This is a genomic window from Kitasatospora sp. NPDC089797, from assembly GCF_040684795.1.
Lineage (GTDB): Bacteria > Actinomycetota > Actinomycetes > Streptomycetales > Streptomycetaceae > Kitasatospora.
This window is the reverse complement of sequence record NZ_JBFBGS010000031.1, coordinates 14,630-34,249: the sequence shown is the minus strand read 5'-3', so window position 1 is coordinate 34,249 and position 19,620 is coordinate 14,630. Positions and strand designations below refer to the sequence as shown.

Genomic DNA, 19,620 nt, shown 5'->3' with positions numbered 1-19,620 from the left:
GGGTCCCCTAACTCTGGCCTGGGCGGTAGGTGAGCTCCTTGACCGGCACCTTGACGGAGATGGTGCCGGACTTGGCGAAGGTCAGGTCGAACTCCAGCTCGTCGCCCAGGGCGGGGGCCTTCTGCCAGCCCATGATCATCAGGTGGGTGCCGCCGCGGGCGAGTTGGAGCGCGCCGTGCGCGGGCACGTCCAGGCTGGTGACCTGTTCCATGGTCGACGGGGTGGAGCGGTGCATGGTGACCGACTCGGCGTCCGGGCTGGTCACCTTGACCAGCTGGTCGGCGCCGCCGCCGTCGTTGCGGACGGTCAGGTAGCCGGCCCCCATGCCGCCGGCCGGGGGCAGCGGGACGTAGGAGTCGGCCACGCTCAGCCTGGCCGGACCGCCGGCGGCGGTGCCGCCGCCCTGGCCACCGGTCCCGCAGGCGGCGAGTATCGCGCCGCCGCCCAGCGCGGTGGCGACCACGGCTCCCAGCAGGGCCGAGCGCCGGAAGCGCCGGGTGCCGGCCGTCGCGGGGTTCACGCCGCGACCCCCTTGGCGAGCAGCGGCAGGTCGTGCTCGTAGGTCTTCTCCTCGGTGCCGCTCATGTAGAGCACGTGCGCCTTGTCGTCCGAGGGGAGGAAGGCCAGCACCTGGGCGCCGTGGGTGGAGGTGACGGTGCCGTCCGCGTTGACCACCGGGTCCTCGATCATGATGCCGAGCGACTTGGCGGCGGTCTTCACCTTCTCCAGGTCGCCGGTCAGGCCTATGAAGTCGGTGCCCATCGAGTCCAGCCAGCTGCGCAGCACCTTGGGGGTGTCGCGCTGGGGGTCGGTGGAGACGAAGACGACGTTGATCTTCTTCCGCTCCTCCGCGGGGAGCGCCTTCATCGCGACGCCGATGTCGCCCATGGTGGTCGGGCAGACGTCCGGGCAGCTGGTGTAGCCGAAGAACAGCAGGGTGGCCTTGCCGTTGGTCTGCTGCCGCAGGTCGTACGGCTGGCCGGCGGTGTCGGTCAGCTGGAGGTCCGGCTTCTCGAAGTTCTTCGCCAGCTTGGTGCCCTGGTAGGGGGTGTCGTCCTTCTGCTGGACGACCTTGGCGGCGGAGGAGCCGCCGCCGGAGGAGCCGCAGGCGGAGAGGGTCAGCGCGGCGGCCAGGGCGAGCGCGGCCGCGCCGGCCAGGCGGGTGGTGCGGGTGGTGCGGGGCATGGTGGATCCGATCGGGGCGCGAGGGGCCGCCGACGGGGCCGCCGTGGTCGCGGCGGCCCCGTCGGCGCGGGGGTCAGGAGGCGGAGCCGCTGTTCCGGCGGCGCAGGCCGAGCACGCCGACGGCGGTGCCGATCACGCCGACCACGATGCCGACCACGCCGAGGGTGCGGGCGGTGTCGTCGCTGGACTTGCCGTCGCCGGCCGAGGCGGCGGCGTGGTCGGAGCTGTCGCCGTGGGCACCGGCGGCCGGGGAGGCGGTGACGCCGTGGCCGTCACCGGCGGCGGCCTTGGTGAGCTTCAGGACCGGGGCCGGGTGGGCCGGCTCGGGCTGGCCGTCCTTGGACTCGTCGATCCAGCGGACGATGTCGCCGTTGTCGTAGGTCTGCAGCGCCTTGAACTCCATGCTGTCGGCGTCGGTCGGCAGCGGGCCGAGCGAGAGCCGGAACTCCTGGAACTGGCCGGGGGCGATCTTGGTGCCCGCGTCGGCGGTCCAGGTGATCTTGGAGACGGCCTCGGTGACGTCGCTGCCGTGCACCTTGATCGGCTTGTCCAGCTTGGACTTCTCGACCGCGGCGGTCCAGCCCGGCAGCGGCAGGGTGCGGACCGACGCCAGCGGGTGGTCCAGCGGCAGGTTGACCTCCAGCTTCACCGTGCTCGCGGTGTCGCTCTCGTTCGGCACCCGGAAGTCGACGGCCGTGTAGCCGCCCTGGGCGGCCGAGCCCGGGTTCACGGTGACGTGCGCGAAGGCGGGGCCGGCCAGGGCCACCACCGAGGCGGCGGCGGTCAGGGTGACGGCGGCGATGCGACGGGCGGGAAGGGAACGCATGATGGGGGGTCTCCGATCGGAGCTCGGCGCGCGCGGTCGCCGGTCTCGGCGGGGCCGCGCGGGCGGACGTGGGTGGGGCAGGGCCTTGGGGCCGCCGTCGCCGTGGGAGGACGGGAACGGCCCGGACACCGCGCACGTCACCGGGTCGACCGGTACCGCTCGTCGGGTACGGGGGAACGCCGGGTCAGTACGCGAGGGCCCCGCACGGCGGGCCGCGCCGCACCACGCTGTGCCGCAGCACCGCACCCGCGGACAGCCGGCTCCCGCCGCCGCCCGCCCCGAACCGGCGGACCGGACCGGTCGCGCCGCACAGCCCGCGCAGCAGCGCGGCCACCAGCACCAGCGCCGACCGCAGCGGCGCCGCCCAGTGCTCCCGGGCCGCCGAGGCGGCCACCCGCACCAGCCGCCACAGCGCCGCCTCGCCGCGCCGCAGCCACCAGCCCGCCACCAGCGCGGCCGTCAGGTGCCCGGCCAGCATCGACGGCGTCATCCCCAGCACGCCGCCCTGCCACCAGGGCGCGACGGCGTACACGTGCGGGTCCAGGCCCGCGGAGGAGACCAGTTGCTCGGGCGAGGTGCCGCCGGGCAGGCCGAGCAGCGTGCCCGGCCGGGCCTCGTTGCAGATCAGCCGGCCGGCCGCCTGCGGCATGGACATCGCACCGGGCATGCCGGAGCCGGCGACCTCGTGGAAACCGTGGAAGAGGCAGTGCAGACCGAGCTGCCCCGCGCCCAGCGCCCCGGCGATGGCCGCCAGCGAACGCTCCCGTCCGCCGCACACCGCCGCGAACACCAGCACCGCGGCGAAACCCGTCGCCAGCGCGGTCGGCGGGACGTCCCCGCCACCGGCCAGCGCGTGCCCGGCGGCCGCTATCAGCGTGCAGACCAGCGCGAACGGGACCGCCCGGGCGAGCCGCAGGTCCCAGGCGGCAGCCCGGACCGGCCGAACCGGTGCAGGGGTGCCCTGGAACGGGGCGGCGGGGAGGGCAGTCATGGCCGGGCCATCATCTCATCGCGTACACCGCCGACACGGGCAGGGTGGGAAATCCCTACGAATGCCCCGTTCGGCCGCGGCGTGCAGGGCCGGGAGCGCGCCGCTCGGCACAGAGCCCGTCCCCAGTCCATCCGCCGAACGGGCGGTAGCCGCCCCCGGGCACGGTTCACCGCCGAATCGCCCGGAGATACCTAGTTGTATGTGGAGCCGCAGCCAGGAGGGACCTCCCGTGGACATCTGGTGGACTCTGCACCTCAAGCGCGACCCGGCCAGCGTGCCGCTGGCCCGGCGCATCCTGCTCGGCGCCATGGCGACCGCTGGCGTCGACCCGCAGATCGCCGACGACCTCGGCGTCGCCCTCACCGAGGCCTGTGCCAACGCCGTCGAACACGGCGCCACCGGCCGCCCGGACGACGGTTTCCAGGTCACCGCCTCGATCAACGGCGACCGGCTGCGGATCGAGGTCACCGACTCCGGCCCGGGCCTGCCCGCCGCCGGCGCCCTGCCCGCCCGCCGCCCGGCCGGCCCGCTCCCGGCCACCCGCCCCGCCACGAGCGGCCGGGCGCCCCGCCGCTCCCGCCGGGCCCGCGCCACCGTCCCGGCCCGGGTCCTCAGTGCCCACCGCCCCCGCCGCGACGGCCACCCGTACGACACCCACGTCCTGCCCTGCCGTCCCCAGGTCCCCACCCTCCGCCCGGTCGACCTCGACGCCCTCCCCGACCTCACCGCCGAGTCCGGCCGCGGCCTCTTCCTCATCCACGCCCTCACGGACCACGTCCAGCTCCGCAACCACCCGCTCCGCGGGGCGATCGTCAGCTTCGACAAGATCCTCAAGTGGCAGGACGACGCGCTGCTCCGGGCGGCCTCGTAGCGGCAGCGGGTCGGTGCCGCTGGTTCCGGGTGTCCGGGTGCCCGGGTGTCCGCGTCAGTCGGCGGTGGGGCGGCGGCGGGTGAGGACGCGGAGACCGGCGCCGAGGAGGAGGGCGGTGGTGCCGGCGACGGCGAGGGGGCGGGTGGCGGTGCCGGCGCCGGTGTCGGCGAGGTGGGCGGGGGCCGGGGTGCGGTCGGCGGTGGGGGTGGGGGTGAGGGTGAGGGTGGCCGTGTAGGTGGCGGTCAGCTGGGGGCAGGTGTACTTCTTCGCCGGGGCGGAGCTGCTGGGGAGGACCTCGGACTTGGCGGTGAAGGTGATCCGGTGGTCGCCGTGCCCGGCCCCGGCGGCGCTGCGCACGGTGAGGGTGAGCTTCTGGCCCTGGGGGAGCTGGTAGCTGCCGGCGTTGACGGGGGTGCCGGTGACGGTCAGGGGCTTCCAGGCCCCGGCTCCCGCGCGCAGTTCCAGCGGGAGGCTGCCGGCGCCGTCGGCGAGCGCGACGGTGGCGGCGAACTGCTTGGCCGTGGCGGTGGTGGTGTTGGTGAAGGTGACGGCGAGCTCGCCCGCGGCGTCGGTGGTGCCGGTGGCCGGGATCGGGTCGGCGGTGACGCCCTCCGGGCACTCGGCCGGGCCGGTGGGCTCGCCGGTGGCGGGGCCGGTGGGGGTCGGACCGGCCGGGGTGGCCGAGGGGGTGTCGGCGGCGAGGGCGGGGGCCGTGGCGAGGGCGACCGGACCGACGGTGAGCACGAGCAGGGTGCAGGCGGCGGGGAGGCGGGCGGGACGCATCGGTGGGCTCCAGCGGTCGGTCGGGGTGCGCTCTCCGGGGTAGACCACCGAGGGGCCCGAACGGTTGTCCGCGCCCCTCGGTTCATGTGGCGGAGGGTCAGTTGTGGGCACCGGCCTTGCGGCGGCGCAGGACGAACAGGGTACCGGCGCCGGCCGCCAGCACCGCGGCGCCGCCCAGGGCGAGCGGCAGGGTGCTGGAGTCGGCCCCGGTCTCGGCCAGGTGCGGGCCGGCCGACGGGGAGGCGGAGACGGCGGCGGCGGGCACGGCGGTGGTGGCCGGGGTGCTGGCGGCCGGGGCGGTGGCGCCGCCGGCCTCGGCGACCTGGAACGTGCCCGCGTAGTCGTCCAGGAACTGGGTGCAGGCCTGGGGCTTGTTGTTGGCCGGGGTGGGGATCTTGTCGTTGTCGAAGGCGTCCGAACCGGCCTCGTAGTTGGCGCCGTAGCGGCCGACCGGGGCCTTGGCGGTGGCGGCGATCCGGACCTTGTAGGTGCGCTTCTCGCCCTTGGCCAGCTTGAGGTCGGGCGACTGCAGGCTCCGGTCGTCGAGCCGGGCGGGCTTCCAGCCGTCGCCGGTGTCGAGCTGGACGTCGAAGAACGCGGCGCTCCACCCGACCGGGCGGTCGCTGTTGAACTCGTCGGTGACGTAGAGGGAGTTGTGGACCACGGGCAGGTCCACGCCGCTCTTGTTCTCCCAGGTCACGGTGATCTCGGCGGCCGGGCCGCCCTTGATCAGGGTGGTCCCGTAGAGGCCGGTGCCGGTGGCCTTGAGCAGGGCGCTCTGGAAGACGCCGCCCTGGCACCGGGAGTCCGGGGTCGGCTTCGGTATCGGCTTGAGGGTGGGGGTGCCCGGGACGCTCGGGGTGACCGGGCTGCTCGGGGAGGTGGCGGTCGGGGTGGGGCTCGTGGTGGCGGTCGGGGTCGGCGAGGAGGTGATCCCGACGGCGCCCGCGGTGGCGGCGCCGGCCGTGGCGCAGAGGGTCAGCGCCGTCAGTGCGGAGGCGGCGAGAAGACGGGAAGAGCGCACGCTGACAAGCTCCATCTTTGGGGGAAATTCGGGTGGATTCGGGCGACTTGGGGCCTCGACGGGAGCCGTCGGCGCTGGTTCGCCCGCGTACCCTACCGGGGTGTGGTGACCGCGCTCCGGACGGGGGAGCAGGGCCCCGGGGCGCTCCGGTTGCCGGGGGCGGGGGGCGGTCGGACGATGGGGGCATGATGCACCAGATGCGAGCCGAGTTCGGCGCCGACGGGGAGGCCGGCGGGGTGCGGCTCTGGCACATGGTCCGGGGTGCGCAGAGCGTGGCGATGTGCGGCCGGGAGCTCGACCCCGGGGCACCGGTGCGGGACGCGGTGGACTGGGGGCGGACCCCGGAACTGTGCTGCCACACCTGCGGGGCGTACTTCCTGCGCGAGACGCCGTACCTGTCGGCCGAGCACCAGTGAGCGGTCGCGCGCTACCGTGCTCGGCATGGACGAACCCCTGGTCCGGCCCCGGTCGCTGACCGTCGAGGCCGCCGGGCTGCGCTCCGGCGCGCCCGGACTGCCCGAGTACGTCGACCGGCTGTGCGCCCTGGTCGAGCGGGTCGACCCGCTGCTCCACGCCTTCGTCCCCGAGCCCGGACGGCCCGACCGACTGCGGGCGCGGGCACGGGAGTTGGCGGCACGGCACCCGGATCCGGCCGGGCGCCCGCCGCTGTACGGGGTGGCGGTGGGGGTGAAGGACATCGTGCACGTGGACGGGCTGCCCACGCACGGCGGGTCGGCGCTGCCGCCGGGCGTGCTGGCGGGACCGCAGGCCGTGGTGGTGGACCGGCTGCTGGCGGCGGGCGCGCTGGTCGCGGGGAAGACGGTGACGGCCGAGTTCGCCGCGAGCGCGCCGGGGCCGACCCGCAACCCGCACCGTCCGGGGCACACCCCGGGCGGGTCCAGCAGCGGTTCGGCGGCGGCGGTCGCGGCCGGGCTGGTGCCGTTGGCGATCGGCACCCAGACCGTCGGTTCGGTGATCCGGCCGGCCGCGTACTGCGGGGTGGTGGGGTTCCGGCCGACGTACGGGCGGATCCCGATCGCGGGCGTGCTCCCGAACGCGCCGAGCCTCGACACCTTGGGCGTGTTCACCGCCGATCTGGCGGGCGCGGCGCTGGCGGCCGCGTTGCTCTGCGACGGCTGGCGCGCTGCCGGGGCCGCTGCGGAGCCGGTCCTCGGGGTGCCGGACGGCCCGTACCTGGAGCGGGCCGAGCCGGTCGCCCGGCGGGCCTTCGAGGAGCAGTTGGCGCGGTTGGCGCGAGCCGGGGTGACGGTGCGCAGGGTGCCGCTGTTCGCCGACTTCGCCGAGGTCACCCGGCAGTTGCAGACCGTCAACCGGTTCGAGCTGGCCCGCAGTCACGCCGACTGGTTCGCCCGGTTCGGCGGTCTGTACCGGCCGGAGACGGTGGTGGGCATCCGGGTCGGCCAGGGGGTCGCGGCCGAGGACCGGACGGCCGCGCTGGAGTTCCGGGAGCGGCTGCGCGCGCGGGTGGCCGCGGCGGCGGACGCGGCCGGGGTGGACCTGTGGCTGGCGCCGGCCGCGACCGGCGGTGCGCCGGAGGGGCTGCACAGCACCGGGGACGCGGTGATGTCGCTGCCGTGGAGCTTCCTCGGCCTGCCCGCGCTCAGCCTGCCCGCCGGGTGCACCCCGGACGGGCTTCCGCTCGGCCTCCAGGTGGTCGGCACGGCGGGTGGGGACGAACGGCTGCTGGCCGGATCGGCGCTGCTGGAACGGGTGTTGGCGACGCCCTGAGCGTCTCCCGGGCGCTTCCCCGGGCGGGTCGCGGGACGCGCTCCGAAGGTGCTCGGAGGCTGCCTAGGCGAGTGCCGGGTCGGCCGGGTCGGCGGCCTCGGCGCGCAGCAGGCGCAGCAGCAGACGGCCCGCCCGCTGGTAGGGGATGTCCTCCTCGTGCAGCACGGCCTGCGAGTTGGCCGTCTCCAGCACCGCGATCAGGGCGAAGGCGAGGTCGTCGGGGTCGGTGTCGGGGCGCAGGGCGCCGGCCGTGCGGGCCGCGGCGAGGGACTCGACGACGGTGGCGTGCCACTGCCGGGCGCAGTCGGCCAGGGCGTCCCGGACGGGGCCGGGGCGGGCGTCGAACTCGGCGATGACCTGGTGGAAGAAGCAGCCGCCGGGGAAGACCCGGGCCCGGGAGTAGGCGAGCCAGCTCTCGCAGAGCGCGCGGGCCCGGGGGAGGCCGGGCGGGGTGTCGGCGACCGGGGTCACGACGGCGTCGGCGAAGATCCGGCGGGCCGCGCGGACGGTGGCGAGCTGGAGCTCCTCCTTGGAGCCGAAGCCGGCGAAGACGCCGCTCTTGCTGAGGCCGAGGTCGGTGGCGAGGCGCCCGATGGACAGGGCGTCCAGGCCCTCGACGGAGGCGATGCCGACGGCGCGGCGCAGCACCGCCCGGCGGGTCTCCTCACCGCGCAGGACCCGTCCGTCGGTGGTCGCTCCGGCCATCGTGCGTCCTCGTTCCTTCGTGGGGTGGGTGCCGCCCAGGGTAGTGCGCGGGCCGTGGGCGGAGCCTAAAACTGCACGAACGGTCGTGCTAATATCTCGCCGCGAGCAAGGCCCAGGGAGCAGGAGAACAGGGAGATCCGATGGACCCGGCCCAGGCACTGATCCGCACCGCCCTCAACCCCACCGCCCGGATCGCCCCCGGCCTGGCCGGCCGGGCGGCCTACGAGCTGTTCCGCCGCCCGCTGCGCCGCAGCCGGGTGCGGCCCGCCGAGCAGGAGGTGCACCGGCAGGCGGCCCTCGAACCGCTGGCCGTGGGCGGCAAGCCCGTGGTCGGCTACCGCTGGGGCGGCGGCGAGCGGCCGGTCCTGCTGCTGCACGGCTGGCGCTCCCGGGCCTCCCGCTTCGCGCCGTTCGTGCCCCGGCTGCGCGCCCTCGGGCTCAGCGTCCTCGCCTTCGACGCGCCCGGGCACGGCGATTCCGGCGGCCGCGCCACCAGCGTGCTGGAGTACCGCGAACTCGCCCTCCGGCTCCAGGAGCGGTACGGGCCGTTCGAGGCCGTGGTCGCGCACTCGCTGGGCGTCTGCGCGGCCTTCGGCGCGCTGGGCGACGGACTGCGGGCGGGCCGGCTGGCGGCCGTCTCCGGGGTGTCCGAAGTCGGCTTCTTCCCGTCCGCGTTCTGCGCCGGGCTGGGCCTGGACGGCACCGTCGAGCAGGCGCTGCGCCAGCGGATCGAGCAGGGCCTGTTCGCCGGGGACGCCGGGGTCTGGGAGCGCTACGACGCCGCGCTCCGGGCGGCGGCGATCGGGCTGCCGGTGCTGGTGCTGCACGACGAGGACGACGGGGTGGTGCCGGTCGCGCAGGCGCACCGGCTGAAGCGGGCGTACGGCGAGCGGCTCGACCTGGTGACCACCCGGGGGCTGGGTCACCGCAGGATCGTCGCGGAACCGGCCGTCGTTGACCAGGTGATCGGATTCATTTCCGCAGGACTGGGGGTCACTGCCGCATGAGGACCGTCGACTGGGAACTCGTCGAACTGCACGCACGGGCCATGGAGGTGGCCGTCGAGGTGGTGGACACGGTACGGCCGGAGCACCTGGACCGGCCCACCCCGTGCGCCGACTGGACGCTGCGCCGCCTGCTGGAGCACTGCGTCGGCCAGCACCGGGGCTTCGCCGCGGCGGCGCTCGGCGCGGGCCCGGACCTCGCGCTGTTCGCGGACGCCCGGCTCGGCGCGGACCCGGCGGCGGACTTCCGCCGCACCGGTGCCGAACTCACCGCCGGCTTCCGGGCGGCGGCCGCCGCCGAGCGGTCGCTCTGGCTGCCCGAGATCCGCGACGGCGGCCCCTTCCCGCTCCGACTGGCGGTCGGCTTCCACCTGGTGGACACCCTGGTGCACGCCTGGGACGTCGCCGCCGCGCTAGGCGGTGCGGCGGCGCTGGTCGCGGCGGTGGACGGCGACGAGGCCCTGGCCACCGCGCTGCTGACGGTGAGCGAGGCCGTCCCGGACACCCCGGAGGCCCGGGCGCCCGGGCGGGCCTTCCGCCCCGGTCGCGAAGTCGGCGCCGGCGCCGGCCGGTTCGACCGGGCGCTGGCGCTGCTCGGCCGCGACCCGGCCTGGACGGCCTGACGCGGGGCAGGCCTCACGCGGGATAGGCCTCACACGGGGCAGGTCCGGCTCGGGCCGGCTCGGGTGCGGGAGGGGCCGCTGCTCAGGAGGCGTGCGGGGGCCCGGACCGCGGGCCGCGCTTCTCGTCCGGGAAGCGCGGCCCGCCGATGAAGTACAGCAGGGCGGCGGTCGGAAAGCCGAGCGCGGCGGCGAGCAACACGATGAACTGCCAGAACATCTTCCGCTCCTCGTCAGTCCCGGGCCGCTCGGGCACTCGAAGGTGGTCCCAAACCCGACCGGCCCGGATTGGCCGAATCGGGCGGCCGTTATCCGACGGTATGGCCGAATCGCCCCCGCTGCCACCGGGCACCGGGGCCGGCCCGGCCCGCACCGGTGCACGGGGTCTGGGCGCGGGCCGGGGACGGCGCCACACTGTCGGGATGCAGCTACAGCTCGCAGGGGAAGCACGGCGGCCCGACCGCGAGAGCGAGGACTTCGCGGCCGCCTCGCCGGAGGCGCTGGTCCTGCTGGACGGCGCCAGCTCGCCGGCCGGCCTGGAGTCCGGGTGCCGGCACGGGACCGCCTGGTACGTCCGCCGGCTGGGCGTGCACCTGCTCGCCCGGCTCACCGACCGGGTGGACCGTTCGATCGCCGAGTGCCTGGCCGACGCCATCGTGGAGACGGCCGCGCTGCACGGCGGCCGCTGCGACCTCGGCCACGCCAACACACCGGCGGCGATGGTGGTCGCGGCCCGGCGGCACGGCGAGTCGCTGGAGTACCTGGTGCTCGGTGACTCGCTGCTGGTGCTGGAGCTCAAGGACGGCCCGCCCAGGGTGATCGGCGACAACCAGCGCTTCCCCGGCGGGGAGGGGCTGCGCCGCCAGGTCTGGGCGACCGTCCCGGGCACGGCCGAACGGGCCGCGTTGCACCTGGAGTACGCGCTGGCGGTGCGGGCCGCCCGCAACCGGGGGGCCGGCCCGTGGATCGCCGCCGCCAGTCCGCGGGCCGCCGAGCACGCCGAGACCGGCTTCGTCCGGCTGGACCGGCTGCACGCGCTGGCCGCCCTCACCGACGGCGCCTCGCGCTACACCGAGCGCTTCGGGCTGGGGAGTTGGGGCGACGTGCTGCGGCTGCTGGCGGAGTCCGGCCCGGCCGAGCTGATCGCCCAGGTGCGCGAGGTGGAGCGGGCGGACGCGGGCTGCGAGCGCTGGCCGCGCGGCAAGACCCACGACGACGCCTCCGCCCTCTACGCCCTGCTGTGAGCCGGCGCCTTGCCGCGGCCGCCCGTTCCCCGGCCGCGGGGAGGGTCGCCCGCGGACGGCGCAGGGCCCCGGACCGGGTGGTCCGGGGCCCTGCGCCGTGGCGGACTACTCGGCGCCGGCGGGGACGGTGCCGAGGCGGCCGGCCTGGAAGTCCTCCATGGCCTGCTGGAGTTCGCGGTGGCTGTTCATCACGAACGGGCCGTACCAGGCGACGGGTTCGCGGATCGGCAGGCCGCCGAGCAGGACGACCTCGAAGTTGTTGTCGCGGGAGTCCTGCTTCTCGTCGGCGCGGATGGTGATCGAGTCGCCGTCGCCGAAGACCACGGCCTGGCCCCGGTGGAACGGGCGCCGCTCGGTGCCGGCCGAGCCGTTGCCGGCCAGGCCGTAGGCGAGGGCGTTGAAGTCGGCGCGCCAGGGCAGGGTGACCTGGGCGCCGGGGTTCACCGACACGTGGGCCATGGTGATCGGGGTGTGGGTGGTGCCGGGGCCCTGGTGGCCGTCGATCTCACCGGCGATGACGCGGATCAGCGCACCGCCGTCCTCGGTGCTGAGCAGCTTGACGCTGCCGCCGCGGATGTCCTGGTACTTGGGGGCGATCATCTTGTCCGAGGCGGGCAGGTTGACCCAGAGCTGGAGGCCGTGGAACAGGCCGCCGGACAGCACCAGCGACTCCGGCGGGGTCTCGATGTGCAGCAGGCCCGAGCCGGCCGTCATCCACTGGGTGTCGCCGTCGGTGATGGTGCCGCCGCCGCCGTGCGAGTCCTGGTGGATGAACGTTCCGTCAATGATGTACGTGACCGTCTCGAAGCCCCGGTGCGGGTGCCACGGGGTGCCCTTCGGCTCGCCGGCCGCGTAGTCCACCTCGCCCATCTGGTCCATCATGATGAACGGGTCGAGGAACTTGGTGTTGATCTTGGCGAAGGCGCGGCGGACGGGGAAGCCCTCGCCCTCGTAGCCCTCGGGTGCGGTCGCGACGGTGAGCACCGGCCGGGCGTTCGCGACGGCCGGGTCCGGCGTGGTGACGCGCGGGAGGGTCAGCGGGTTGTCGACGGTCACGGCGGGCATGTCGGCCTCCTTCGAGGGGGGTTCTCTGGCCTACGTCCACGAGATTAGTTCAATCATCAACAACAAGCAAGTTGAAAGTTGAACTATGTAGCGACGAGGGAGCGCGGGCTCCCCTCCCAGGGTGGGCTATCCGTACATCCGGCGCATGGTGAAGTCGACCATCTGCTCGACCGCCTTGGCGTCGAACACCATCCGGTGCTCGCCCTCCATGTCCAGCGCGAAGCCGTAGCCGGTCGGCAGCAGGTCCAGCACCTCGGCGCCGGTGACGGTGAAGTGCTTGGAGTCCTTGCCGGCGTAGCGGCGCAGCTCCTTCAGCGAGCTGAACATCGGGATCACCGGCGTCGGGGTGTTGTGCAGGGCCAGGAAGCCGGGGCGCTCGCCGCGCGGGCAGTGCACCTTGGAGGTGATGAAGATGGCCTGGAAGTCCTCGACCGCCATCGAGCCCGTGGTGAAGGCCCGGACCGCGTCCGCCAGGGACGGCGGGGAGGGCTCCGGGTACAGCGACTGCTGGGGCGCCTGGCCCTGCGCGCCGTAGGCGTCCGGTCCGGGCATGCCGTTCATGCCCGGCTGCGGACCCGTCTGCTGCTGGTAGGGGTCACCCGGGTATGCGTTCTGGTCATATCCGTACACACGGACAGGCTAGCGGGAGCGCACCCGCGCGCGCTGGCGTCGATCCTGACAAGGAGCGGCCGTCCCGGCTGTGGGACGTGACCACGTTCATAGCGGATTCACCGTCGGGGGCTTGCCCAAGTTACCGCTGGGTAGCATCATGATGCCTACTGGTGGGTACGGGGCGCCCGAAACGCGGCGGTCTCCCGGAAGCGACGAACCGGAGAAAACGGCCATGGGTCACTACAAGTCCAACCTGCGGGACGTGGAGTTCAACCTCTTCGAGGTGTTCGGTCGCGACCAGGTGTACGGCACCGGCCCGTACGCGGACATGGACGTCGAGACCGCGAAGAACATCCTCAGCGAGATCGCCCGCCTCGCCGAGAACGACCTCGCCGCGTCGTTCGCCGACACCGACCGCAACCCGCCGGTCTTCGACCCGGAGACCAACACCGCGCCGGTCCCCGAGACGTTCAAGAAGAGCTACCAGACCTTCATGGACGCCGAGTGGTGGCGCCTGGGCATCCCGGAGTCCATCGGCGGCCAGGTCACCCCGAACTCGCTGATCTGGGCCTTCGCCGAGCAGATCCTGGGCTCCAACCCGGCCATCTGGATGTACTCCTCCGGCCCGGCCTTCGCCGGCGTCATCGCCGACGAGGGCACCGAGGAGCAGCTCGAGGTCGCCAAGCGGATGACCGACCGCCTGTGGGGCTCCACCATGGTCCTCACCGAGCCCGACGCGGGCTCCGACGTGGGCGCCGGCCGCACCAAGGCGATCAAGCAGGAGGACGGCTCCTGGCACATCGAGGGCGTCAAGCGCTTCATCACCTCGGGCGAGCACGACATGTCCGAGAACATCATCCACATGGTGCTGGCCCGCCCCGAGGGCGGCAAGCCCGGCACCAAGGGCCTGGGCCTGTTCATCGTCCCCAAGTACGACTTCGACTGGGAGACCGGCGAGCTGGGCGAGCGCAACGGCGCCTACGCCACCAACGTCGAGCACAAGATGGGCCTCAAGGCCTCGAACACCTGCGAGATGACCTTCGGTGCCAAGCACCCGGCCAAGGGCTGGCTGCTCGGCGAGAAGGTCGACGGCATCCGCCAGATGTTCAAGATCATCGAGTTCGCCCGGATGATGGTCGGCACGAAGGCCATCGCCACCCTCTCCACCGGCTACCTGAACGCCCTGGAGTACGCCAAGGAGCGCGTGCAGGGCGCCGACATCTCGCAGTTCCTGGACAAGACCGCCCCGCGCGTCACCATCACCCACCACCCCGACGTGCGCCGCTCGCTGCTGACCCAGAAGGCCTACGCCGAGGGCATGCGCGCGCTGGTCCTGTTCACCGCGTCGGTCCAGGACGACATGACCGCCGCCAAGCTGCGCGGCGAGACCGACGAGGCCGCCGAGCGCCTCAACGACCTGCTGCTGCCGATCGTCAAGGGCTACGGCTCGGAGAAGTCCTACGAGCAGCTCGCCCAGTCCCTGCAGACCTTCGGTGGCTCCGGCTACCTGCAGGAGTACCCGATCGAGCAGTACATCCGGGACGCCAAGATCGACACCCTCTACGAGGGCACCACGGCGATCCAGGGCCAGGACTTCTTCTTCCGCAAGATCGTCAAGGACGGCGGCCAGGCGCTGGCCGCGCTGTCCGAGCAGATCCAGAAGTTCCTCGCCTCCGCCGAGGGCGGCGACGCCCTGGCCGCCGAGCGCGAGCTGCTCGCCAAGGCCGCCGGCGACCTGGAGGCCATCGTCGGCAAGCTCATCGCCGACCTGACCTCGGTCGAGCAGGACGTCAAGAACATGTACAAGGTGGGCCTCAACACCACCCGCCTGCTGATGGTCTCCGGCGACGTCGTGGTCGGCTGGCTGCTGCTGCGTCAGGCCGCGGTGGCCCTGGCCAAGCTGGAGGCCGGCGCCTCCGAGAAGGACGTGCCGTTCTACCAGGGCAAGGTCGCGGCCGCCCGCTTCTTCGCCAAGAACGTCCTCCCGACCATCGCCCCGCAGCGGGCGATCGCCGAGGGCATCGACAACGAGATCATGGAGCTGGCGGAGGAGGCCTTCTAAGGTCCCGCACCCTCTTCTGACCGCCTGACGACACCCTCGCACCGAAGGGCCCGGCTGCCACCGGGCCCTTCGGTGTTTCCGGCTCCCGGGGGGGGGGCGAAGTCCCGCCCCGGGGCAGGGGATTCGGGGAGTTCCGCTGACGGTGTGCGACCGTGCGGGACCAGGGCGTGAAGGGGGCCGGCGCAGCGCCGGTCGACGGTCGTGACGGTGGGCCGCATCCGTGACGAGGCAACGAATGCCATGTCCGTGTACGGGCATATGCTCAAGGTGCGAGGTCGGTCCCCCATCCGACTTCGGCCCTCCCTCGACCCTGGAGCAGTATGTCGACCGCCGCCCGCCGGGCATTCTTCGACCGGACGCACACCGACGATCTGATCGCGTTCCTCGGCTCTTCGCCGTCCCCGTACCACGCGGTCGCGAGCGCCGCCGAGCGACTGGAGAAGGCGGGGTTCCGTCAGGTCGCCGAGACGGAGGCGTGGGACGGGACGGCCGGTGGGCGCTACCTGATCCGCGGTGGCGCGCTGATCGCGTGGTACCTGCCCGAGGGGGCCGGGCCGGAGACCCCGTTCCGGATCGTCGGCACCCACACCGACTCGCCCAACCTGCGGGTGAAGCCGGTGCCGGACACCGGCTCGGCCGGGTGGCGGCAGGTCGCGGTGGAGATCTACGGCGGGGTGCCGCTGAACACCTGGCTGGACCGGGACCTCGGCCTGTCCGGCCGGCTCGCGCTGAAGGACGGCACCGAGCGGCTCGTCCAGCTGGACGAGCCGCTGCTGCGCGTGCCCCAGCTCGCCATCCACCTGGACCGCCAGGTCAACGACGGCATGAAGCTCGACCGGCAGCGCCACCTCACCCCGATCTGGGGCCTCGGCCCGGTCGACGAGGGCGCGCTGATCGCCCACGTCGCCGAGCGGGCCGGGCTGGCCGCCGAGGACGTGGCCGGCTGGGACCTGATGACCCACGACGTCCAGCCCGCCTCGTACCTGGGCCGCGACCGCGAGCTGCTGGCCGGCCCCCGGCTGGACAACCTGCTCTCGGTGCACGCGGCGACGGCCGCGCTGGCGGCCGCCGTCACGGGGGGCGCCGAGCTGCCGTACATCCCGGTGCTGGCCGCCTTCGACCACGAGGAGACCGGCAGCGAGTCCGACACCGGCGCGCACGGCCCGCTGCTCGGCAACGTGCTGGACCGGACGATCCACGCCCGCGGCGGCTCCACCGAGGACCGCGCCCGGGCGCTGGCCGGCACCGTCTGCCTGTCCTCGGACATGGGCCACGCCGTCCACCCGAACTACTCGGAGCGGCACGAGCCGGGCCACCACCCGCTGCCGAACAACGGGCCGATCCTCAAGGTGAACGTCAACAACCGCTACGCGACCGACGGCGTCGGCCGGGCGGTGTTCGCGGCCGCCTGCGAGAAGGCCGGCGTGCCGTGGCAGAGCTTCGTGTCCAACAACGCGATGCCCTGCGGGACGACCATCGGGCCGATCACGGCGGCGCGCCTGGGCATCAAGACGGTGGACTGCGGCATCGCGGCGCTGTCCATGCACTCGGCGCGCGAGCTGTGCGGGGCGGAGGACCCGTACCTGCTGGCGAGCGCGATCAAGGCCTTCCTGGAGGGCTGAGGTCGAGGGTGAACGCGCAGGGGCCCGCCGGTTCTCCGGCGGGCCCCTGGCGTGTCGCCCGGACTGCTCCGGGCCCTGACTGCTCCCGGACTGCTTCGGGCCCGGGCTACTCCAGGCCGGCCAGGACCAGCGGGAGGCGGCGGACGCCGTCGGCGACCAGCTTCACCGGCACGCCCCAGTCCTGCTGGTGCACGTGGCAGGCCGGGAACTCGATCTCCGGGTCGTCGTCGCAGGAGGCGGCCATCGCCGAGACGTGCAGCACGCCCTCGGCGACCCGGTCGGAGAGCACCAGCTCGCGGGAGAGGTCGGTGTCCGCGCCCGCACCGGAGACCAGCAGCTCGGGCGGGGTCGCGCTGACCAGCAGCCGGGTGGACGGGCCGTAGCGCTCGTCCAGCTTCTGGCCGCTCGGCGCCTCGAAGACCACGTCCAGCCGCAGGGTGCCCGGCGCGACCTCGGTGGCCGCGCGCTGGGTGCGGTGGGCGACCGACTCGACCCGCACCGCCTCCTCGGGCAGCCGCAGCCTGGTCAGCCGGTGCCGGGCCGACTCGACCACCACGATGTCGCCGTCCACCAGCACCGCCCCGGAGGGCTCGCGCAGGTCGGTGGCCAGGGTGGTGACCTCGCCGCTCGCCGGGTCGTAGCGGCGCAGCGCGTGGTTGTAGGTGTCGCTGACGGCCACCGAGCCGTCCGGCAGCACGGTGACGCCCAGCGGGTGCTGGAGCAGCGCCTGGTCGGCGGCGCCGTCGCGGTGGCCGAAGTCGAACAGGCCGGTGCCGACGGCGGTGCGGACCGTCGTGCCGCCGTCGGTTTCACGTGAAACGGAGCGCAGCGCGGAGGTCTCGGAGTCGGCCACCCAGAGCGTCCCGCCGTCCGCGGAGACCGCCAGGCCGGACGGCTGGGCGAACCAGGCCTCGGCGGCCGGCCCGTCCACCAGGCCCTCGTTGGTGGTGCCGGCCGCGACGCCGACGGTGCCGGTCGCCGGGTCGTACGCCCACAGCTGGTGCACGCCGGCCATCGCGATCCACACCCGGCCGTCGAACCAGGCGACGTCCCAGGGCGAGGAGAGGTCCACCTCGCGGGCCGGGCCCTCGGTCGCCGAGCCCTGCCACCACTGGCGGCCGGTGCCGGCCAGCGTGGTGACGCTGCCGTCGGCCAGCCGTACGCCGCGCAGCGCGTGGTTCACGGTGTCGGCCACCACCACGTCGTAGTCGCCGTTCCCGGGGAGCAGGGCGAGGCCCTGCGGCTCGCTGAACCGGGGGCTGGTGCCGTCCACCAGGCCGCGCTGCCCGTCGCCGATCCGGCGCACCACCGTCTCGCCGTCCTCGGCCAGCTCCACCAGGCTGTGGTGGCCGGAGTCGGCGACCAGGAAGTGGCCGTTCGGCAGCCGCACCGCCTTGCCGGGGAACTTGAGGTCGTCGGTGCTCGGCTCGGGCGCCACGTACGGGCCGTCGCCGCGCCGCAGCGTGCCCTTGGCCTCGTGCTCCGCCTCCAGCTCGGCGACCAGGCGGGCGATCGCGTGGGCGTGGCCCTCGCCGGCGTGCTGGGCCACCACGTAGCCCTCGGGGTCGATCACCACCAGCGTCGGCCAGGCGCGGACGGCGTACTGCTTCCAGGTCGCCAGCGCCGGGTCGTCCAGCACCGGGTGGTGCACCTCGTAGCGGGCGACCGCGTCGACGACCGCCTGGTGGTCGGCCTCGTGCACGAACTTCGGCGAGTGCACGCCGACGATCACCACGGTGTCGCGGTGCCGCTCCTCGAGCTCGCGGAGCTCGTCGAGGACGTGCAGACAGTTGATGCAGCAGAAGGTCCAGAAGTCTAGTACCAAAATGCGACCTCGGAAGTCTGCCAGGGACAGATCCTTGCCGCCGGTGTTGAGCCATCCACCAGCGCCGACCAGTTCAGGGGCGCGGACACGTGCACGAGAAGCCATGCCCCAATCAAACCCCACCTCGGATGTCAGCATTCCGGGCGTCTGGCCGTTGTGGCATAGCGGCAGCGGGTGATCGCCCCTGGACGTGTGGCACAGGTGGAGCCCCGTCCACGTGCCACGGGGGCGACGCGCGGACGGGGCCGGTTGTCCGGTCACCCTCGGACGGGAACCGGGGTCTCCACACTGTCCAGCCAGACCGTGTGGCCGTCCGGGGTCACCGTGAGTCCGAACCGGTCGAAGCCGGGGCGGCCTTGGTCGTCCCACCAGCGCCGAGCGGTCTCCACCTCGTCCCAGAGGTTCCGGGGGCCGGACTGCACCACCTCGTAGGCGGTCCGGTCCGGTTCCCAGTCGGCGGTGGCCCACGACGTGACGGCCGTGTCGTGCAGCCACAGCGTGTACGTACCGTCGTCGTACCGCTCGGTGAGCGGGAACGCCCCGGAGACCTGCACGCCGATGGCGAACATCTCAAGCCAGCCGCCAACGTCGTCCGGCGAAAGCCGAGTTGAGGACTTCGAGCCGTCCGCCGGCCAGGGCCCGGACAGGTACTCAAGGCTGTTCGGCCGGGGGGTGCGCTGCTGCCTCAGCCGCATGAAGGCGGACGACCCGACGAACCGGCCGCTTGCCGTGCCGTCGTTGCCGACCGTCAGCCGCACCACGGCTTCCCCGCCGTACTGCGGCCCCCACGGGGCGACGATCAGCCCGCCCGGCCGGGTCTGGGCCACCCACTCGTGCGGCACCTGGCCGACCGAACAGGTGGCGATCACCCGATCGAAGGGGAGGCCGTCCGGGTGGCCCTTCGTTCCGTCGCCGACCACGGGCGCGGGGAAGTACCCGGCCCGAGCGAGTCGGCGTTGCGCGTCGGCGGCGCTGTCCTGGTCGACCTCGATGGTGACCACGTTCCCGGACCCGAGCCGGTGGGACAACAGGGCGGCGTTCCAGCCGGTCCCGGTGCCGATCTCCAACACCCGGTTTCCGTCCTGCACATCCAGGGCGGCGAGCATGGAGAACACCATGGTGGGCATCGAGTTGGACGACGTGGGAGTCGTGCCCCGTGCGTCCCCGGTGTGGTCGCCGTCGTCCCACTGGGTCGTGAGCGGCACGTCCGAGTAGACGGCGTTCCACCACCCCGCAGGATCGCCGTACCGGTGCACAGCCTCTCCCTGACGCACGCCGTCGGCCTGGCCGGGCCAGATCGTGTCAGGCACGAACAGATGGCGCGGCACGGCGTTGTACGGCCCCAGCCAGTCCGAGGCGAGAGACCCGTTGGCGATGAGCGCGGAGGCCAGCCGGGTCCGACCGGCCTCCGCATCGTGCTTGGTGCTCATTG

At 73.9% G+C, this 19,620-nt stretch carries 20 protein-coding genes; 8 read left to right on the top strand and 12 right to left on the bottom strand.

The window, feature by feature from the left end; all coding sequences use genetic code 11:
* Positions 1–7 precede the first annotated feature (7 nt).
* The 4 genes from AB0O91_RS24875 to AB0O91_RS24860 all read right to left on the bottom strand — a co-directional run bounded on the left by AB0O91_RS24875 (position 8) and on the right by AB0O91_RS24860 (position 3,002).
* On the bottom strand, positions 8–520 hold the full coding sequence (locus AB0O91_RS24875; RefSeq protein ID WP_363436887.1) for a copper chaperone PCu(A)C: 513 nt from the start codon (positions 518–520) through the stop codon (positions 8–10).
* Positions 517–1,185, bottom strand: a complete 669-nt coding sequence (locus AB0O91_RS24870; RefSeq protein WP_363436885.1) for an SCO family protein — start codon at positions 1,183–1,185, stop codon at positions 517–519. Before AB0O91_RS24870 ends, AB0O91_RS24875 begins: the two co-directional genes overlap by 4 nt.
* 73 nt (positions 1,186–1,258) lie before the next feature.
* Complete coding sequence (locus AB0O91_RS24865) at positions 1,259–2,011, bottom strand: YcnI family protein (protein ID WP_363436883.1); 753 nt, start codon at positions 2,009–2,011, stop codon at positions 1,259–1,261.
* Between the two features lie 184 nt (positions 2,012–2,195).
* Positions 2,196–3,002: a hypothetical protein gene (locus tag AB0O91_RS24860; RefSeq protein WP_363436881.1), complete on the bottom strand. Its 807-nt coding sequence runs from the start codon at positions 3,000–3,002 to the stop codon at positions 2,196–2,198.
* Positions 3,003–3,231: 229 nt separating this feature from the next.
* Between AB0O91_RS24860 and AB0O91_RS24855 the strand changes: the two genes are divergently transcribed.
* Positions 3,232–3,873, top strand: coding sequence for an ATP-binding protein (locus AB0O91_RS24855; protein ID WP_363436878.1), 642 nt, complete (start codon positions 3,232–3,234; stop codon positions 3,871–3,873).
* A gap of 54 nt (positions 3,874–3,927) precedes the next feature.
* Here the strand turns inward: AB0O91_RS24855 and AB0O91_RS24850 are convergent, their stop codons facing one another.
* Both AB0O91_RS24850 and AB0O91_RS24845 read right to left on the bottom strand, forming a co-directional pair.
* Entirely contained in the window at positions 3,928–4,656 is a 729-nt protein-coding gene (locus tag AB0O91_RS24850) for a hypothetical protein (protein ID WP_363436876.1), read from the bottom strand.
* A gap of 97 nt (positions 4,657–4,753) precedes the next feature.
* A complete protein-coding gene (locus AB0O91_RS24845) occupies positions 4,754–5,680 on the bottom strand; it encodes an LAETG motif-containing sortase-dependent surface protein (RefSeq protein ID WP_363436875.1) in 927 nt (308 codons plus the stop codon).
* 185 nt (positions 5,681–5,865) lie between these two features.
* Between AB0O91_RS24845 and AB0O91_RS24840 the strand changes: the two genes are divergently transcribed.
* Positions 5,866–6,096, top strand: a complete 231-nt coding sequence (locus AB0O91_RS24840) for a hypothetical protein (RefSeq protein WP_363436872.1) — start codon at positions 5,866–5,868, stop codon at positions 6,094–6,096.
* 25 nt (positions 6,097–6,121) lie between these two features.
* Entirely contained in the window at positions 6,122–7,429 is a 1,308-nt protein-coding gene (locus tag AB0O91_RS24835) for an amidase (protein WP_363436869.1), read from the top strand.
* A 63-nt stretch (positions 7,430–7,492) separates the two neighbouring features.
* Here AB0O91_RS24835 and AB0O91_RS24830 read toward each other — a convergent pair whose 3' ends face one another.
* Positions 7,493–8,134: a TetR family transcriptional regulator C-terminal domain-containing protein gene (locus tag AB0O91_RS24830; protein ID WP_363436867.1), complete on the bottom strand. Its 642-nt coding sequence runs from the start codon at positions 8,132–8,134 to the stop codon at positions 7,493–7,495.
* 140 nt (positions 8,135–8,274) lie between these two features.
* Here AB0O91_RS24830 and AB0O91_RS24825 point away from each other — a divergent pair, with 140 nt between their 5' ends.
* Together AB0O91_RS24825 and AB0O91_RS24820 are read left to right on the top strand one after the other, a co-directional pair.
* On the top strand, positions 8,275–9,141 hold the full coding sequence (locus AB0O91_RS24825) for an alpha/beta fold hydrolase (RefSeq protein ID WP_363436866.1): 867 nt from the start codon (positions 8,275–8,277) through the stop codon (positions 9,139–9,141).
* Positions 9,138–9,761, top strand: a complete 624-nt coding sequence (locus AB0O91_RS24820) for a TIGR03086 family metal-binding protein (protein ID WP_363436864.1) — start codon at positions 9,138–9,140, stop codon at positions 9,759–9,761. The genes AB0O91_RS24825 and AB0O91_RS24820 overlap by 4 nt, the downstream gene beginning before the upstream one ends.
* A gap of 82 nt (positions 9,762–9,843) precedes the next feature.
* Here AB0O91_RS24820 and AB0O91_RS24815 read toward each other — a convergent pair whose 3' ends face one another.
* Positions 9,844–9,978, bottom strand: coding sequence for a hypothetical protein (locus tag AB0O91_RS24815; protein WP_363436862.1), 135 nt, complete (start codon positions 9,976–9,978; stop codon positions 9,844–9,846).
* A 202-nt stretch (positions 9,979–10,180) separates the two neighbouring features.
* Between AB0O91_RS24815 and AB0O91_RS24810 the strand changes: the two genes are divergently transcribed.
* Positions 10,181–11,002 (top strand): integrase, encoded by an 822-nt coding sequence (locus AB0O91_RS24810; RefSeq protein WP_363436860.1) that lies wholly within the window; start codon positions 10,181–10,183, stop codon positions 11,000–11,002.
* Between the two features lie 105 nt (positions 11,003–11,107).
* On the opposite strand, the gene AB0O91_RS24805 is transcribed toward AB0O91_RS24810, so the two are convergent.
* Both AB0O91_RS24805 and AB0O91_RS24800 read right to left on the bottom strand, forming a co-directional pair.
* The gene (locus AB0O91_RS24805) at positions 11,108–12,067 is read right to left on the bottom strand and encodes a pirin family protein (protein ID WP_363436858.1); all 960 of its coding nucleotides are present in this window, start codon (positions 12,065–12,067) and stop codon (positions 11,108–11,110) included.
* 126 nt (positions 12,068–12,193) lie between these two features.
* Positions 12,194–12,628 carry an SseB family protein gene (locus tag AB0O91_RS24800; RefSeq protein ID WP_350507437.1) on the bottom strand — a complete coding sequence of 145 codons (435 nt, stop codon included), beginning with the start codon at positions 12,626–12,628 and terminating at the stop codon, positions 12,194–12,196.
* 283 nt (positions 12,629–12,911) lie between these two features.
* Between AB0O91_RS24800 and AB0O91_RS24795 the strand changes: the two genes are divergently transcribed.
* Both AB0O91_RS24795 and AB0O91_RS24790 read left to right on the top strand, forming a co-directional pair.
* Complete coding sequence (locus AB0O91_RS24795) at positions 12,912–14,741, top strand: acyl-CoA dehydrogenase (protein ID WP_363436855.1); 1,830 nt, start codon at positions 12,912–12,914, stop codon at positions 14,739–14,741.
* Positions 14,742–15,061: 320 nt separating this feature from the next.
* Positions 15,062–16,363 carry a M18 family aminopeptidase gene (locus AB0O91_RS24790; protein ID WP_363436853.1) on the top strand — a complete coding sequence of 434 codons (1,302 nt, stop codon included), beginning with the start codon at positions 15,062–15,064 and terminating at the stop codon, positions 16,361–16,363.
* Between the two features lie 106 nt (positions 16,364–16,469).
* Here AB0O91_RS24790 and AB0O91_RS24785 read toward each other — a convergent pair whose 3' ends face one another.
* Positions 16,470–18,293 (bottom strand): NHL domain-containing thioredoxin family protein, encoded by a 1,824-nt coding sequence (locus tag AB0O91_RS24785; RefSeq protein WP_363436851.1) that lies wholly within the window; start codon positions 18,291–18,293, stop codon positions 16,470–16,472.
* Positions 18,294–18,445: 152 nt separating this feature from the next.
* Positions 18,446–19,618, bottom strand: coding sequence for a methyltransferase domain-containing protein (locus AB0O91_RS24780; RefSeq protein WP_363436848.1), 1,173 nt, complete (start codon positions 19,616–19,618; stop codon positions 18,446–18,448).
* Positions 19,619–19,620: the final 2 nt, after the last annotated feature.

Coding starts and splice junctions, on each gene's coding strand:
- AB0O91_RS24850 (WP_363436876.1), bottom strand. CDS start 4,656: ATGCGTCCCGCCCGCCTCCCCGCCGCCTGCACCCTGCTCGTGCTCACC.
- AB0O91_RS24840 (WP_363436872.1), top strand. CDS start 5,866: ATGATGCACCAGATGCGAGCCGAGTTCGGCGCCGACGGGGAGGCCGGC.
- AB0O91_RS24815 (WP_363436862.1), bottom strand. CDS start 9,978: ATGTTCTGGCAGTTCATCGTGTTGCTCGCCGCCGCGCTCGGCTTTCCG.
- AB0O91_RS24830 (WP_363436867.1), bottom strand. CDS start 8,134: ATGGCCGGAGCGACCACCGACGGACGGGTCCTGCGCGGTGAGGAGACC.
- AB0O91_RS24835 (WP_363436869.1), top strand. CDS start 6,122: ATGGACGAACCCCTGGTCCGGCCCCGGTCGCTGACCGTCGAGGCCGCC.
- AB0O91_RS24795 (WP_363436855.1), top strand. CDS start 12,912: ATGGGTCACTACAAGTCCAACCTGCGGGACGTGGAGTTCAACCTCTTC.
- AB0O91_RS24820 (WP_363436864.1), top strand. CDS start 9,138: ATGAGGACCGTCGACTGGGAACTCGTCGAACTGCACGCACGGGCCATG.
- AB0O91_RS24825 (WP_363436866.1), top strand. CDS start 8,275: ATGGACCCGGCCCAGGCACTGATCCGCACCGCCCTCAACCCCACCGCC.
- AB0O91_RS24800 (WP_350507437.1), bottom strand. CDS start 12,628: ATGAACGGCATGCCCGGACCGGACGCCTACGGCGCGCAGGGCCAGGCG.
- AB0O91_RS24810 (WP_363436860.1), top strand. CDS start 10,181: ATGCAGCTACAGCTCGCAGGGGAAGCACGGCGGCCCGACCGCGAGAGC.
- AB0O91_RS24805 (WP_363436858.1), bottom strand. CDS start 12,067: ATGCCCGCCGTGACCGTCGACAACCCGCTGACCCTCCCGCGCGTCACC.
- AB0O91_RS24870 (WP_363436885.1), bottom strand. CDS start 1,185: ATGCCCCGCACCACCCGCACCACCCGCCTGGCCGGCGCGGCCGCGCTC.
- AB0O91_RS24780 (WP_363436848.1), bottom strand. CDS start 19,618: ATGAGCACCAAGCACGATGCGGAGGCCGGTCGGACCCGGCTGGCCTCC.
- AB0O91_RS24865 (WP_363436883.1), bottom strand. CDS start 2,011: ATGCGTTCCCTTCCCGCCCGTCGCATCGCCGCCGTCACCCTGACCGCC.
- AB0O91_RS24785 (WP_363436851.1), bottom strand. CDS start 18,293: ATGGCTTCTCGTGCACGTGTCCGCGCCCCTGAACTGGTCGGCGCTGGT.
- AB0O91_RS24860 (WP_363436881.1), bottom strand. CDS start 3,002: ATGACTGCCCTCCCCGCCGCCCCGTTCCAGGGCACCCCTGCACCGGTT.
- AB0O91_RS24790 (WP_363436853.1), top strand. CDS start 15,062: ATGTCGACCGCCGCCCGCCGGGCATTCTTCGACCGGACGCACACCGAC.